This window comes from Pseudomonas nitroreducens, from assembly GCF_014204515.1.
GTDB lineage: Bacteria > Pseudomonadota > Gammaproteobacteria > Pseudomonadales > Pseudomonadaceae > Pseudomonas > Pseudomonas nitritireducens_A.
The window spans coordinates 72,074-86,731 of the sequence record NZ_JACHLI010000026.1; the positions used below are offsets into that span (position 1 = coordinate 72,074).

A 14,658-nucleotide genomic window follows, 5' to 3' on the forward strand; every position below is an offset into this window, starting at 1 on the left:
TTCGCCCGGGTCAGGAGTCAGGAGGCGTGCACGACGCACGCCTCGCCGCCATACCGAGAACAACAGGCCACCCGCGGCCCAGGGGAGAACCGCATGCAGCAGTCCATCGAGCCGGCGTTCATGGCGCCCAGTGAATACCTGACTTCCACGGGCATCGCCGTGCTGATGTCGCCACGCTACATCTGCCCCGGCAAGGTCGCCGAGGTCGTGCTGTCGCTGGCCAAGGTGCCGGCCGGCGTGTCGCCGCTGGATGTGGTGATCGGTCCCTGGGAATCCCACGAGGAGGCCTTCGAAGCCTCCCACGATGCCGCCGAGCGCTGGGTCCGGCACCTCGACGACGGCGCCTGACGCCCTGGCGTTCCTCAGCGATAGCGCTGGCGATCGGCCTCGCCGATCGCCCGGATTACCCGCGCCGGGTTGCCCGCCGCCAGCACGCCCGCGGGAATGTCGCGGGTGACCACGGCGCCGGCGCCGATCACGCTGTTCGCGCCGATGTTGACCCCCGGCAGGATGTTCACCCCTGCACCGATCCACACGTTGTCGCCGATACTCACCGGGTGCGCGTACTCCAGCCCCTGGTTGCGCCGCTCGGCGTCCAGCGGGTGGCCGGCGGTGTAGATGCCGACATTGGGCGCGATGAATACGTCGTTGCCGATGCTGACTTTCGCGCCGTCGAGGATCACCAGGTTGACGTTGGCGTAGAAGCGCTCGCCGATCTCGATGTTGAAGCCGTAATCGCAGTGCAGCGGGCCTTCGATCACGAAGCCTGCGCCCAGGCGCGCGAACAGGTCCCTGAGGATCGCCTCACGGCGCTCGCGGTCATCCGGATGGCTGTGGTTGAACTCGAACAGCTTCGCCTTGGCCTGCGCGCGCTGGCGCAGCACCTGCGGGTCGTGGTTGGCGTCGTAGAGCAGCCCGGCGGCGGCTTTCTGCAGTTCGTTCATCGAAGTGACTCCTGGCGGCGTTGACGGGAGTTCGACGCGTGCCGCCGCACGGCGTTCCGTTTCCCGGAAAATGAGCGGCACGCGTCTGCGCCGCGGGAAGATGAAGTGGCTGTGGGATTTGTAGTGAATGCTACAAAAAATAGATATTGAAAGTTTCTGAAGTGCATTATACAAATGGCGCCATAACAAGAGGCGCCTCCATGCTCACACTCAAAGATCGCCTGAATACCCCGCAGGTCGAGCTCACCAAGGCCGAACGCAAGGTGCTGCGCGCCTTGCTCGATGACTACCCGCGCGCTGGCCTCGGGCCGATGTCGCGCCTCGCGCGCCAGGCCGGGGTCAGCGACCCGAGCATCCTGCGCCTGGTGAAGAAGCTCGGCTTCAGCGGCTACAGCGACTTCCAGAACGCGCTGATGGCCGAGGTGGACGACCGCCTGCGCTCGCCGCGCACCCTGCTTGCCGGACGCCGCGAAGGCATGAGCCGCGACGACGTCTGGTCCAACTACCTGAGCGACGCCAGCGAAGGCATCCAGCGCACCCTGGCGCTGACCCAGGCCGACGACGTACGCCTGCTCGGTGACTGGCTGCTCGACCCCAAGCTGCGCGTGCTCTGCCACGGCGGCCGCTTCAGCCGCTTCCTCGCCGGTTACCTGGTGGCGCACCTGCGCATGCTGCGCAGTGGCTGCCTGCTGCTGGACGACGGCGCCGCGCTGCCCGACCAGCTCGGCGACATCGACCGCCAGACCCTGGTGGTGGTGTTCGACTACCGCCGCTACCAGGCCCAGGCGCTGGGCGTGACCCGCGCCGCCAAGGCCCGCGGCGCCCGCGTGGTGCTGTTCACCGACATCTATGACTCGCCGCTGCGCGAGTTCGCCGACCTGATCATCAGCGCCCCGGTGGAGTCGCCATCGCCGTTCGACACCCTGGTGCCGACCATGGCCCAGGTCGAGGCGCTGATCGCCAGCCTGGTAGCGCGCATGGACGGCCAGCTCGACGAACGCCTGGAAGGCATCGACCACCTGAGAGCTGCTTTCGGCAGCCACATCCTCGAGGAATGACCGTGTTCAGCTTGCCCCACTCATCGCCCCGTGATCTTGCGTTCACCCGCGGCCAGACCGCCATCCTGTTCGTCGACATGCAGAACGCCTGGGTCATCCCTGGCCGCGATGCCCATGTCGATCCGGCCACGCACCGCTACTTCTACCAGCGGGTCGAGGCGAGCGTGATTCCCAACCAGCAGCGCCTGCTGGCGGCGATGCGCGAGGTCGGCGGCGAGGTGCTGCACACCATCATCGAGAGCCTCACCGCCGATGGCCGCGACCGTTCGCTGGACCACAAGCTCTCCGACATGCACCTGCCCAAGGGCAGCCCCGATGCCCAGGTGATCGACGCCCTGGCGCCGCGGGAGAACGAGATCGTGCTGCCCAAGACTTCCTCGGGGGTCTTCAACTCCACCGCCATCGACTACGTGCTGCGCAACCTCAATACCCGCCACCTGATCATCTGCGGCGTGGTCACCGACCAGTGCGTGGACATGGCCGTGCGCGACGCCGCCGACCGCGGCTACCTGGTCACCCTGGTCGAAGACGCCTGCGCCACCCACACCGCCGAGCGCCACCAGGCCTGCCTGGAAGCGATCAAGGGCTACTGCTGGATCGCCGACACCGACACGGTGCTGGCCCGCATCGCCGCGCTGGCCTGAGACCGGGAGAACGCCATGAGTCAGAACAACAACAATGCCGCGCCGATGCGCCTGACCAGCTTCGTCACCACCGATCTCTGTGGCATCACCCGTGGCCGCTCGCTGCCCGAGTCGGAGGTGGCCGAGCAACTCGCCAGCGGCTGCGGCTGGGTGCCGGCCAACAGCGCGCTGACGCCCCAGGACATCATCGCCGAGGACAATCCCTGGGGCAGCCACGGCGACCTGCGCCTGCTGCCCGATCCGAGTAGCCGCGTGCGTCTTGAGAATGGTCCCGATGCCCAGGCGGCGCCGCTGGATTACCTGCACGGCGACCTGGCGACCACCACCGGCGCGCCCTGGCCGGTGTGCCCACGTACGCTGCTGCGCGAAGAGATCGCTCGTTATCGGGAGCTCGATCTGCAGGTCACCGCCGCCTTTGAGCACGAATTCAACCTGCTCGGCCTGCCGGACGAACACGCTGCCGCCTTCTCCCTGCAGGCCCAGCGGCAGACCGGCGCCTTCGGTGGCTGGCTGATGAGCGCGCTGGAGCAGATCGGCGCAGAGCCGGAGATGTTCCTGCCCGAGTACGGGCGCAACCAGTACGAGGTTACCTGCCGGCCGACCCAGGGCGTTGCCGCCGCCGACCGCGCGGTGAACGTCCGCGAAGTCACCCGCGAGATCGCCCGCCAGTTCGGTTGGCGCAGCACTTTCACACCGCTGCTGGCGCCCGGCGCCGTGACCAACGGCGTGCACCTGCACCTGAGCCTGCAACGCCTGGACGGCACCCCGGTGTTCTACGACGAGGCCGCGCCGACCAATCTGTCGAAGCTCGCCGAGCACTGGGCCGCTGGCGTGCTGCGCCACCTGCCGGCACTGTGCGCACTGACTGCGCCGACGGCGGTGTCCTACCTGCGGCTGAAGCCGCACCACTGGAGCGCCGCCTACGCCTGCCTCGGCCTGCGCAACCGCGAAGCAGCGCTGCGCATCTGCCCGGTGGTGGAGATCGGCGGCAAGCCGAAGGCGCGCCAGTTCAACCTGGAGTTCCGCCCCATGGACGCCACCGCCAGCCCGCACCTGGCCATGGCCGCCGTGCTGATCGCCGGACGCCTGGGCATGCAGCAGGAGCTGCCGCTGTCGGCGGTCACCGATGTCGACCCGCACAGCCTCAGCGCCGCCCAGCGCGAGGAGCTGGGCATCAGCCCGCTGCCGGGTTCGCTGGAGGAGGCCCAGTGCCTGCTGCTCGACGACAGCGAACTGTGCGCCGAACTGCCGCCGGCCCTGCTGCAGACCTACGCCGCCATGAAGCGCCAGGAGCTGGCCCTGACCCGCGAACTCAGCGAGGAACAACTCTGTGAGTCCTATGCCACCTTCTACTGAGGCCGGCCTGTACCGGCGCCCGCCCTTCGAGATCGTCAACCCGCAGGGCAGCAGCCCGGTGCTGCTGGTCTGCGAGCACGCCAGCCGCTACATCCCCGAGGAGCTGGCGCAGCTGGGCCTGGACGATGCGGCGGCCGCCGAGCACATCGCCTGGGACATCGGCGCGCTGGAGCTGGCCCGCGAGCTGTCGGCACGGCTGGACGCCACGCTGCTGGTGGCCAGCTACTCGCGCCTGCTGATCGACCTCAACCGGCCGCTGTCGGCGCCGGACCTGATTCCCGAGCACAGCGAGATCTACCCGATCCCCGGCAACTGCAACCTCAGCGCAGAGGCTCGGCAGGAGAGGGTGGCGAGCCTGTTCGAACCCTTCCACCGGCAGCTGACCGCGTTGCTCGACGAACGCCTGGCTGCCGGCCGGCCAACCCGGCTGGTCGGCGTGCACAGCTTCACCCCGAGCTATCGCGGCGAACCTCGTCCGTGGGTCGCCGGGGTGCTCTATGCCAAGGCCGAAGCCTATGCCCAGCGCATGGTCGCGGGCCTCAGGCAGAGCGGTGAAGAAATCGGCGCCAACCAGCCCTATGTGATCGACCCGCTGGAGGACATGACCGTCCCGGTGCATGGCGACGAACGCGGCGTGGACGCCGTGCTGATCGAAATCCGCAATGACGGACTGCGGACCCCGCAAGGGGTGGAAGCCTGGGCGACACGCCTGGCTCCCTGGCTCTGAGGACCCCACCCGGCAGGCTCCCTCGGCTGTCCGGGCGGTTCTGAAAACAACAACAATTCAGCGCATGAGCGCCGAACCCCCTGAAGCTGCCGTTTCCAGAGGAAGTGCCCCGTGGCTATCGAACAGTTCGGATACAAGCAACAACTGCGCCGCAGCCTGACGCTCGGCGATCTGGTGATCTACGGGATGATCTTCATGATCCCGATCGCCCCCTTCGGCGTGTACGGCTGGGTGCATGCCGACGCCCACGGCATGGTGCCCATGGCCTACCTGGTGGGCATGGTGGCGATGCTGTTCACTGCGCTCAGCTATGGCGCGATGTCCCGCGCGTTTCCCATCGCCGGTTCGGTGTACTCCTACGCCCAGCGCGGCATCCACCCCAACGTCGGCTTCATCGCCGGCTGGGTCCTGCTGCTGGACTACCTGCTGATCCCGCCGCTGCTCTACGTGTTTAGCGCGCTGGCGCTGAACCACCTGTTCCCGGCGATTCCCAAGCTGGTGTTCATGCTGGTGTTCCTGGTCTCCGCCACGCTCATCAACCTGCGCGGCATCACCCTGGCGGCACGCTTCAACCTGCTGTTCCTGATCGCCGAACTGGCGGTGCTGGCGATCTTCCTGGCGGTGGGTTACCACGCCCTGGAAGGCGGCCTGGGCAATGGCCGGCTGACCCTGGAACCGCTGCTGCAGCCGGAGCATTTCAACCTCGGTCTGGTGATGAAGGCGGTGTCCATCGCGGTGCTGTCGTTCCTCGGCTTCGATGCGATTTCCACCCTCGCCGAAGAGGTCAAGGGCGACCCGGCCAAACAGATCGGCCGCGCCTCGCTGATCGCGCTGTTCGTCATGGGCGCCATCTTCATCGTGCAGACCTGGCTGGCCACTGACCTGGCCGCCGGCATGACCTTCCAGTCGGCCGACACCGCCTTCTACGAGATCGCCGAAGCGGCCGGCGGCAGCTGGCTGTCGACGCTGACGGCGGTGTCCACCGCGCTGGCCTGGGGCGTGACCGTGTCGATTACTTCTCAAGCCGCCGTATCGCGCCTGCTGTACTCCATGGCCCGCGACGGCAAGCTGCCGCGGGTGCTGGCCAAGGTGCATCCGAAGTACCAGACGCCGCACATCAGCCTGTACCTGGTGGGCGTACTGTCGCTGGGCATCGGCATCTACTTCCTCGACTCGCCCGACGTGCTCACCTCGCTGGTCAACTTCGGCGCGCTGACCGGCTTCTGCCTGCTGCACCTGGCGGTGATCAACCACTACTTCATCCGCCAGAAGACCGGCCAGATTTTCCGCCATCTGCTGTTCCCGCTGGTCGGCCTGGTGATCATCGCCTACGTGCTGATCAGCATGAGCCGCGAGGCGCAGGAGCTGGGCGCGCTCTGGATCGCCATCGGTCTGGTGTACCTCGCGGTGCTCAGCCGACGCGGCAACGGCAGCGAGCTGGCGCGGGAAATCTGAGCGGGTGCGCCGTGCTGTCGCAGACGGCACGGCGCGCTTTGACAGACGGCGGGGCTTACCCCATAAAGATTCGGCCCGGCACGACTCAGCAACCATCGCGAAGCAGCATGAGCAGGAAAGATCAGGACAGCCCCACGCCCTTCACCCTGGACCGCATCGACGAGGAGATCATCCGCATCCTCCGTCAGCAGGGGCGCATCACCTACGGCAAGCTGTCCGCGCTGGTCCATCTCACCCCGCGCCCCTGCCAGGAACGCGTCCGCAAGCTGGAGCGGCACGGCATCATCCGCGGCTACGGCGCCGTCATCGATGAGCAGAAAGTCGCTGCGGGCCTGTCGCTGCTGGTGCTGGTGGCGCTGTCCAACCAGAGTGGCCGCACCGCGCAGAAGGCCTTCGAAGCGCGGATGATCGCCTGCCCGCAAGTGCTGCACTGCCAGCTGATCAGCGGCACCTTCGACTACAGCGTGCGCATGCGCTGCCGCGACATGGAGCACTACCGCGCGCTGACCGAGACCTGGCTGAACGACGAGAGCCTGCACATCGACAAGCTGGTCGCCCACCCCGAGCTGACGACCATCAAGGAGTCCGCCGGCTAGCGCTGCAGACTCGGCTTTTCCTTCTCTTCTCGACTGCGCTTTCTGCCGCGTCGGCGACTATTCCGGTCACAGCCGAATCGGCTGTCGGTGCGCCGCAATACAGCCGTATCGGCCGGCGCAGGCCGCCATTACAGCCGGGTTTTCTCCATGGCCGGTGGGAAAATCCGATTGCCCCTCTCCTGACGTGCAGACCTGATCCAGGGCCTCTGCGCTCGGGTTCTGCCCGCGGTTCGAGACACGCTGGAGCGGGGCGAGCCCGTCTGACCACACTTCTCCAATGACAAGAACCGGAGGTCCCACCATGACCCGCTTCGTCGACGTCCCCACGATGTCCCAACTGGTCCAGCAGATCGGTGTCGCCCGCTTCATCGGCGAACTTGCCGACACCCTCGCCGAGGACTTCGTGCGCTGGGAATCCTTCGACAAATCCGCCCGCGTCGCCAACCATTCCGAGATCGGCGTCATCGAATTGATGCCGGTGTCCGACACTGCCCGCTATGCCTTCAAGTACGTCAACGGCCACCCGCAGAACACCCAGCGCGGGCTGTTCACCGTCATGGCCTTCGGCGTGCTGGCCGATGTCGAGACGGGCTATCCGCTGCTGCTGTCGGAGCTGACCGTGGCCACCGCGCTGCGCACCTGCGCCACCTCGCTGATGGCCGCCCGCGCGCTGGCCCGCCCGGAGTCACGACGCATGGCGCTGATCGGCAACGGCGCACAGAGCGAGTTCCAGGCCCTGGCTTTCCACCACCACCTGGGTATCGAGGAAATCGCCGTCTACGACCTCGATCCGCAGGCCACCGAGAAGCTGATCCGCAACCTGGCGGACGTCCCCAACCTGAAGATCATCCGCGCCGGCTCCACCGCCGAAGCGGTGCGCGGCGCCGACATCGTCACCACGGTCACTGCCGACAAGGCCTACGCGACCATCCTCACCCCGGAGATGATCGAGCCGGGCATGCACATCAACGGCGTGGGCGGTGATTGCCCGGGCAAGACCGAGTTGCACGCCGACGTGCTGCGCGCCGGCAAGGTGTTCGTCGAGTACGAGCCGCAGTCGCGCGTCGAGGGCGAAATCCAGCAGATGCCGGCAGACTTCCAGGTGACCGACCTGTGGCGCGTGCTGGCCGGTCAGATCGGCGGGCGCGACAGCGCCGAGCAGGTGACCATCTTCGACTCGGTCGGCTTCGCCCTCGAAGACTATTCCGTGCTGCGCTACGTGAACGAGCAGGCCGGCCGCCTGGGCCTGGGCGAGCGCATCGACCTGGTGCCCTGGAGCGAGGAAGAGGACAACGACCCCAAGGACCTGTTCCGCTACACCCGCTCCGCCAAGGCGCGCAAAGGGCTGCGGCGCATCGCCTGACGCTCAGCGCGCCAGTTCCGTCTCCGATGAAATCTCCAGCGGCGGCCGGCTGAGGTCGCTGGCGCTCTGGGTGGTGGCGGCGACACGGGCCTTCAGCCATTGGCTGAAGGCCTTCACCACTGCGCGTTCGGCCTTAACCGGGTCGGTTACCAGGAAGTAGCCGCGGCTGGACTGGATGGTGATGTCGAACGGGCGCACCAGCAGGCCACGGGCGAGGGCGTCGCCGCTGAGCAGGTTGTCGCCGATGGCCACGCCCTGGGCGGCAATGCACGCGGCGATGGTGCAGGGCGCATCGGCGAACAGCACGCCGGAGCGGTGATCGATCGCGCTCGCGCCCACCGCGCCGAGCCACAGGCGCCAGTCGGCGAAATCATTCATGTGCAGCAGCGTGTAGTGGGCCAGGTCCGCCGGCTGCGTGAGGCCGCCACGTGAGTGGATCAGGCGCGGGCTGCACACCGGGAAGAAGTGCAGCGCCACCAGTTGCTCCACGGTCTGGTTCGGCCAGTCGCCGCTGCCATAGGCGATGAACAGGTTGGCGTCGCTGGCGCTGGTGTCCTGCGGCACCCGCGGCGTCACCACGTGCAATTGCACCTGCGGGTACTGCGCGAGGAAGTCGCCCAGGTGCTGGCACAGCCAGTAGGTGGCGAAGCCGGGGTTGCAGCTCACGCACAGCGGGCCGCTGACCTGCTGCCCGTCGAAGCTGCTGCCGGCCAGTTGCACTTCCGCCAGGATGCGCTGCACGTCGCGGGCATACCTTTCCCCTCGATAGGTCAGGCGGATGCCGCGCCCGGTGCGTTCGGTCAGGGCGAAGCCCAGGCGTTCCTCCAGCGTGGCAATGCGGTGGCTCACCGCGCTGCGGGTAAGGTTCAGCTCTTGCGCGGCGGCGGAAACGCTGCCCAGCCGGGCCACGGCATCCAGCGCCCGCAGGGCGGTCATCGAGGGAAAGTGCATGGGGCGCCTATTGCTCCATTGGTGAAACGACAATTGGTGAAACTAACCAGACATTGCATGGCGAAATCCTGCGCTTGTTGCAAATTCCGCTTCACCAATACTAGGCCACACGACAACAACAACAGGCAACGATGAGGAAGCCGCCATGTCGAAATTCAAGGCCTACGTCCAGCAGTGGATCGACGAGCACAGCCAGCAGCTGTCCGACTGGCACCAGGTGATCTGGCATTTCGCCGAGCCGGCGTTCCGCGAGTACAAGTCCTGCGCCTGGTATGTGGAGCTGCTGCGCCGCGAAGGCTTCACGGTGGAAGAGGGTAGCGGCGGCATGCCCACGGCTTTCGTCGCCACTTTCAATAACGGTGACGGCCCGATCCTCGCCACCTACGCCGAGTACGACGCGGTGCCCGGCAACTGCCAGGCGGCGGCGACCAAACCCATGCCGCGCGAGGGCCTGTCGAAGTACGCACCGGGCCACACCGACCCGCACTCCGCGCTGGGCATCAGCGCCCTGGGCGGCGCCCTGGCGGCCAAGGCGGCGATGCTGGAATTCGGCATCGCCGGCACCATCAAGTTCTTCGGCGAACCGGCGGAAAAACTGCGCGCCTCCAAGCCCGTGCACGCCGCCAAGGGCTACTACGACGACCTCGACGCCGCCGTCAGCTTCCACCCCACCTACATGCTGCCGCTGAACAACACCACCACCTGGGACACCCACTGCGGCATCGCCTACTCGTACATCTACAGCTTCACCTGCGAAGACCCGCAGAACTGGATCGCCGCCGACCGCTACAGCCCGATTCCGCAGAACCACCTGGCGGCCCGTGCACCCGGCGCCAACGATGCGCTGGTGCACTTCTACACGCTCAACGAAAGCCTGCGCCGCTCGACGCTGCCGTTCACCGGGCTGTGGAGCTTCAACGAAGCCATCCTCACCGCCGGGCAAGCCACCGCCGACAACCTGCCGCCGCACATCTCGCAGATCCAGTACCTGCTGCGCTGCGACTCCATCGAGCAGGCCGAGACCATCGCCACGGTGATGGACAACAACGCCGCCGCCGCGGCCATGGCCACCGGCTGCCAGTGGAAGAAGACCTGGGTCTGCAAGTCCCGTGGCGGGCTGGCCAACCACGCGCTGGCACAGGCCTGCTACGACAACCTCGCCGCCATCGGCGCGCCGAGCTGGGGCGAACAGGCCATCGCGGTGGCGCGGGAAATCCAGGCGAACCTGGGTCTGGAACCCATGGCCGAGCCCTTCCTGCCGGCTACCCAGGCGCTCATCGAACCGCAGGAGTGCGAGCGGCAGATGCGCCTGCAGATGCCGGCCTGGCAGAAGTACCTGACCTCCGACGACTATCCCGAATACACCTGGCACTGCCCGACCGTGCGCCTCTACGTGGCGCGGCCGATGCTCAGTGCCCCGGCGGGCTTCACCTACCCGGATTGGGTATCCAACGCCCTGGGCGGCATCCGCGAGACCATCGACCCGATGATCGACGTGGCCGCCAAGACCATCGGCAGCACGCTGATCGAGCTGTTCACCGATGCCGAGCTGCTGGCCGAGGCCACCCGCGAATTCGAGGAGCGTACCGGTGGCGGCATCGGCGGCGAAGCGTGGCAGGCGCCGCTGCTGCCGAAGGACTTCAAGGTTCCGCACCGCTTCCGCTGGCCGGAGTACATCCGCACGGTGCGCGGCGAGGAGTGGTGGATTCCGGCGCGGGAAGACGAGTAGGGAACGCCGGAAACTGCATGGGCCTGAGGCGTGGCGGACTCAGGCCAGTTCCTGGCAGACATCGATCCAGTCCGCCGCCACCAGCTGCGCCATGCGCTGCGGCTCGATCCTCACCGCGCTGTACACCGCGCCTGCTGCGGGCAGCACTTCATCGAAAGCCCGCAGCGATACATCGCAATACACCGGCAGCGGCGTCGCCAGGCCGAACGGGCAGACGCCGCCCACCGGATGTCCGGTCAGTTCGACCACTTCCTCGGCGCCGAGCATCTTGGCCTTGCCGCCGAAGGCTTCCTTGAGCTTGCGGTTGTCCAGCCGCGCATCGCCACGGGCCACCACCAGCACGGTGCGTTCGCCGACGCGCAGGGACAGGGTCTTGGCGATGCGGCCCGGCTCCACACCGTGGGCCTCGGCGGCCAGGGCGACGGTGGCGGTGCTGGTTTCCAGCTCGATGATGGCGATGTCGGGGGCCTTTTCGGCGAAGAAGGCGCGAACCGATTCCAGGCTCATGGGGCGATGCTCCGTGTCTTGCGAAAAGCTCAGACCATAGGGAGCGGCGGCCGCGCTGTCCAGAGCGCAGGCCTCAGTGCCCGAGGAGCAGGGTTGCGATGTCGGGGACGTTCAGCGCCTGCTCGGCATTGACCAGTTCCAGGCGCGCAGCGAAGACCCTCAGCTCGCGATCGGCAGCGTGCACGGCGCGGGTCAGGTCGCTCAGTGGCACGGTCACCGAGTGCAGCGGTGGTGGCGGGACGAAGGTTTCGCCCGGGCCGTTGAAGTCGAAGCTGACGGACTGGTTGTGCTGGTTGATGTCGGGCGAGGGGTGGCCGCTGTACAGGTAGGCGCCCTTGCCGGCGGCGATGCGCTTCCAGCTCTGCAGGTCGCCCAGGTCGCTGCAGCATTGCGGGAACAACACGTCCAGGCTGCCTACCCGCAGGACATAGCCGCCAGGCAGGGGGCCAACCGCCTGCCAGTCCGCTGCAGCCTTCAGCCCTGCTTCGCAGTGCAGACGGATCAGCCTGGCGATGTCCGCGTCGCTCAGCTCGCCAAGACGATGGAAGGCACTGCCCGGCAGATAGGGTCTGAGCCTTGGGCCGAAACCCTGGGCCTGCAGAGAGCGCTCGTGGAACTCGCGCCAGCTCTCCACCTGCTCCCAGTAAGGCCCCACGGGCGGCACTGGGACGGAGTCGACCAGGTGGAACAATTCGATGACGGGGATGAGCTGGACCTGCATGGGGGCGCCGGGAGTCTGTGGAGCGGCACCTTCTAACGGTGCGCGCCGGGAACGTCCATAGCGAATTTTCCGATTTCGCCGGCTGCAGGGCATGGCGCGACCTATGCTCAAAGCCCCCGTAGCCCCGCCTGAAAATTATTTTGCGTGGCTTGTCGATCTGCCGTCACGCCCTTCGACTATCTGTCAGGAACCGGAAACAACCGGCCGCCACGCTGATAATCACAACAAGAGGAGAAAGACCATGCGTTTCATGGTGATCGTCAAAGCCACCGCCGACTCCGAAGCCGGTGTCATGCCCAAGGAAGAGCTGCTCGCCGCCATGGGGGCCTACAACGAGGAGCTGGTGAAGGCCGGCGTGATGCTGGCCGGCGAAGGTCTGCACCCCAGCGTGAAGGGTGCGCGGGTGCGCTTCGATGGTGCGTCGCGGCAGGTGCTCGATGGGCCGTTCGCCGAGACCAAGGAACTGATCGCCGGCTACTGGATCATGCAGACTGCCTCGTTGCAGGAATGCATCGACTGGGTCAAGCGCTCGCCCAATCCCTTCGACGGGCAGTCCGAGATCGAGATCCGGCAGATCTTCGAGGCCGAGGACTTCGGCGCCGAATTCACCCCCGAGCTGCGCGAACAGGAAGAGCGCCTGCGCGCCGAAATCGCCAGCAAATCCTGAACCTGGAGGATACCGCCATGTTGATGAATGCCTACCTGGTCTTCGACGGCAACTGCGAAGAAGCCTTCTGCTATTACGCTGAGGTGTTGCACGGCGAATTGCCGGCGCTGATGCGTTTCTCCGACGCACCGGGTTGCGAGAACATGCCCGAGGAGCTGAAGAAACGCATCATCCACGTCCGCCTGGAAGTGGGCGGCCATGTGCTGATGGGCTCGGATGCTTCGCCCGAATGCGGCAAGTACGAAGGGGTGAAAGGCGTGTCGATCACCCTCAATGTGGACTCCAAGGCCGAGGCGCGGCGCATCTTCGAAGCCCTGGGCCAGGGCGGCAAGGTCACCATGCCGCTGGACAAGACCTTCTGGGCCGAGCTGTTCGGCGCACTGGAAGATCGCTTCGGGGTGCCGTGGATGATCAATTGCGAGAAGGAGGCCTGATCGGCAGTTCTTCGTGGTCCGTAGGGCGGATAACGTGTCAGCGTTATCCGCCGGGTGGGTGACGGCGGATAACCTGTTCCAGGTTATGCGCCCTACGGCTAGACGCATTGTCGGGCCAATCGCGGACGGAGTCCGCTCCTACGGGAACCATTCCGTGCGTAGGAGCGGACTTCGTCCGCGATCGCTTCACCCCGGCACAACCCCACCCGCTGCACGAAACCGTTCCGGTGTCGTCCCGGTGAACCGCTGGAAAGCCCGGTGGAGGCTGGTGACGTGTTCATAGCCGAGCAGCCCGTAGGGCGCATAACGCGACAGCGTTATCCGCCGGGAGGGTGACGGCGGATAACCTGTTCCAGGTTATGCGCCCTACGGCTAGACGCCTCGTCGGGCCAATCGCGGACTCCGTCCGCGATCGCTTCACTCCGGCACAATCCCACCCGCTGCACGAAACCGCTCCGGCGTCGTCCCGGTGAACCGCAGGAAAGCCCGGTGGAAGCTGGTGACGTGTTCATAGCCGAGCAGGAAGGCAATCTCCTGCAAGGCCATCCGGCTGGCCAGCAGGTAGCGCTGGGCCAGCGCCATGCGCACCTCCAGCACTATTCCCTTGAAGGTCAGCCCGTGCTCGCGCAACCGGCGCTGTAGCGTATGCGGCGGCAGGCGCAGCCAGGCGGCGGTCTGCTCCAGGTCCGGCAACGGTATGCGCGCATTCTGCAGCAGGAAGTAGCGCACATCGTCCGGCAACGCCGGGCCGCGCTCGAAGCTGGCCAGCGTCGCCGCGCCCTGGGCCTGGCAGAGCCGGCTCACTGAAGGGTTGGCGGTGGAGAAGGGGCGGTCATGGAATTCCCTGGGCATCCACAGCTCCGCCTGCTCGGCGTTGAACTGGCTGGGGCCGGGGAATATCGCGGTATACAAGGCGGCGTGCGCCGGTGCTGGATAGGGCAGGCGGAGCTGCATGCCGGTGCAGTGTTCCAGGTCCGGCAAGCGCTGGCACAGCCAGCGCCAGGTGCTGCTCAGCCATTCCTCGCAGAGGGCGATGCGCTCCACCTCGCTGAAAGGCGGTAGTTGCAGCGTCAGACGGATGTGCTCCCCAACCTCCTCGCGCTGGGTGTGGATCGGGTGGGGCATCAGGCTCGACGGCTGGCCGAGGGAGATATCCCAGGAACGTCGCAGGTTGGCCGCGCTGATCAGCGCGTAGCCGATCACCCCGAGGTCGTAGAGGTTGTAGCGCTGGCCCAGGCGCAGGAAGAAGTCGCTCGGGCCAAGCAGCCCGGCGGCCTGCTGCAGCAGGCGGTAATAGCGGGCGAAGTTCATCTCGGCAGCGGATGCCTCGCCGGTCACCGGTAAGCCCAGCCCGCCCAGCAGGGGGGCGAGCGCCGGCAGGGCAGGACGGGCGCGCCACTCGTCGAGGAAGTGGCGGAACAGCTGGCGCGCGGCGTAATCGATGTCAAAGGAGGCGGTCGGCATGGCGCTCTCTCAAGCTGTCGTCTGGTGCTAGCGAGTTGTCAT

16 protein-coding genes are annotated in these 14,658 nt (G+C 66.8%); 11 read left to right on the forward strand and 5 right to left on the reverse strand.

The window, feature by feature from the left end:
* Window positions 1-93 precede the first annotated feature (93 nt).
* On the forward strand, window positions 94-348 hold the full coding sequence (locus HNP46_RS25820; RefSeq protein WP_184594701.1) for a hypothetical protein: 255 nt from the start codon (window positions 94-96) through the stop codon (window positions 346-348).
* A gap of 14 nt (window positions 349-362) precedes the next feature.
* Here the strand turns inward: HNP46_RS25820 and HNP46_RS25825 are convergent, their stop codons facing one another.
* Window positions 363-944, reverse strand: a complete 582-nt coding sequence (locus HNP46_RS25825) for a sugar O-acetyltransferase (RefSeq protein ID WP_184594703.1) — start codon at window positions 942-944, stop codon at window positions 363-365.
* Window positions 945-1,144: 200 nt separating this feature from the next.
* Here HNP46_RS25825 and HNP46_RS25830 point away from each other — a divergent pair, with 200 nt between their 5' ends.
* From HNP46_RS25830 to HNP46_RS25860, 7 genes are all read left to right on the forward strand, one after another.
* Window positions 1,145-2,002 (forward strand): MurR/RpiR family transcriptional regulator, encoded by an 858-nt coding sequence (locus HNP46_RS25830; protein WP_184594705.1) that lies wholly within the window; start codon window positions 1,145-1,147, stop codon window positions 2,000-2,002.
* A gap of 2 nt (window positions 2,003-2,004) precedes the next feature.
* A complete protein-coding gene (locus HNP46_RS25835) occupies window positions 2,005-2,646 on the forward strand; it encodes an isochorismatase family cysteine hydrolase (protein WP_184594707.1) in 642 nt (213 codons plus the stop codon).
* 15 nt (window positions 2,647-2,661) lie between these two features.
* Window positions 2,662-4,002, forward strand: a complete 1,341-nt coding sequence (locus HNP46_RS25840) for a glutamine synthetase family protein (RefSeq protein WP_184594709.1) — start codon at window positions 2,662-2,664, stop codon at window positions 4,000-4,002.
* A complete protein-coding gene (locus HNP46_RS25845) occupies window positions 3,986-4,729 on the forward strand; it encodes an N-formylglutamate amidohydrolase (protein WP_184594717.1) in 744 nt (247 codons plus the stop codon). The genes HNP46_RS25840 and HNP46_RS25845 overlap by 17 nt, the downstream gene beginning before the upstream one ends.
* A gap of 111 nt (window positions 4,730-4,840) precedes the next feature.
* Window positions 4,841-6,184 (forward strand): APC family permease, encoded by a 1,344-nt coding sequence (locus tag HNP46_RS25850; protein ID WP_184594720.1) that lies wholly within the window; start codon window positions 4,841-4,843, stop codon window positions 6,182-6,184.
* 107 nt (window positions 6,185-6,291) lie between these two features.
* Entirely contained in the window at window positions 6,292-6,780 is a 489-nt protein-coding gene (locus HNP46_RS25855; protein ID WP_184594722.1) for an Lrp/AsnC family transcriptional regulator, read from the forward strand.
* Between the two features lie 301 nt (window positions 6,781-7,081).
* Window positions 7,082-8,143, forward strand: coding sequence for an ornithine cyclodeaminase (locus HNP46_RS25860; RefSeq protein ID WP_184594724.1), 1,062 nt, complete (start codon window positions 7,082-7,084; stop codon window positions 8,141-8,143).
* Between the two features lie 3 nt (window positions 8,144-8,146).
* On the opposite strand, the gene HNP46_RS25865 is transcribed toward HNP46_RS25860, so the two are convergent.
* Complete coding sequence (locus HNP46_RS25865) at window positions 8,147-9,094, reverse strand: LysR substrate-binding domain-containing protein (protein ID WP_184594726.1); 948 nt, start codon at window positions 9,092-9,094, stop codon at window positions 8,147-8,149.
* 145 nt (window positions 9,095-9,239) lie between these two features.
* On the opposite strand from HNP46_RS25865, the gene HNP46_RS25870 reads away from it, so the two are divergent.
* Entirely contained in the window at window positions 9,240-10,823 is a 1,584-nt protein-coding gene (locus tag HNP46_RS25870; RefSeq protein WP_184594728.1) for an amidohydrolase, read from the forward strand.
* Window positions 10,824-10,862: 39 nt separating this feature from the next.
* Here HNP46_RS25870 and HNP46_RS25875 read toward each other — a convergent pair whose 3' ends face one another.
* Complete coding sequence (locus HNP46_RS25875) at window positions 10,863-11,330, reverse strand: YbaK/EbsC family protein (RefSeq protein WP_184594730.1); 468 nt, start codon at window positions 11,328-11,330, stop codon at window positions 10,863-10,865.
* A 73-nt stretch (window positions 11,331-11,403) separates the two neighbouring features.
* The gene (locus HNP46_RS25880) at window positions 11,404-12,051 is read right to left on the reverse strand and encodes a hypothetical protein (RefSeq protein WP_184594732.1); all 648 of its coding nucleotides are present in this window, start codon (window positions 12,049-12,051) and stop codon (window positions 11,404-11,406) included.
* Window positions 12,052-12,292: 241 nt separating this feature from the next.
* Between HNP46_RS25880 and HNP46_RS25885 the strand changes: the two genes are divergently transcribed.
* The gene (locus HNP46_RS25885) at window positions 12,293-12,718 is read left to right on the forward strand and encodes a YciI family protein (RefSeq protein ID WP_184594734.1); all 426 of its coding nucleotides are present in this window, start codon (window positions 12,293-12,295) and stop codon (window positions 12,716-12,718) included.
* Between the two features lie 17 nt (window positions 12,719-12,735).
* Window positions 12,736-13,152, forward strand: a complete 417-nt coding sequence (locus HNP46_RS25890; RefSeq protein WP_184594736.1) for a VOC family protein — start codon at window positions 12,736-12,738, stop codon at window positions 13,150-13,152.
* Window positions 13,153-13,569: 417 nt separating this feature from the next.
* Here the strand turns inward: HNP46_RS25890 and HNP46_RS25895 are convergent, their stop codons facing one another.
* Window positions 13,570-14,616 (reverse strand): AraC family transcriptional regulator, encoded by a 1,047-nt coding sequence (locus HNP46_RS25895; protein WP_184594738.1) that lies wholly within the window; start codon window positions 14,614-14,616, stop codon window positions 13,570-13,572.
* Window positions 14,617-14,658: the final 42 nt, after the last annotated feature.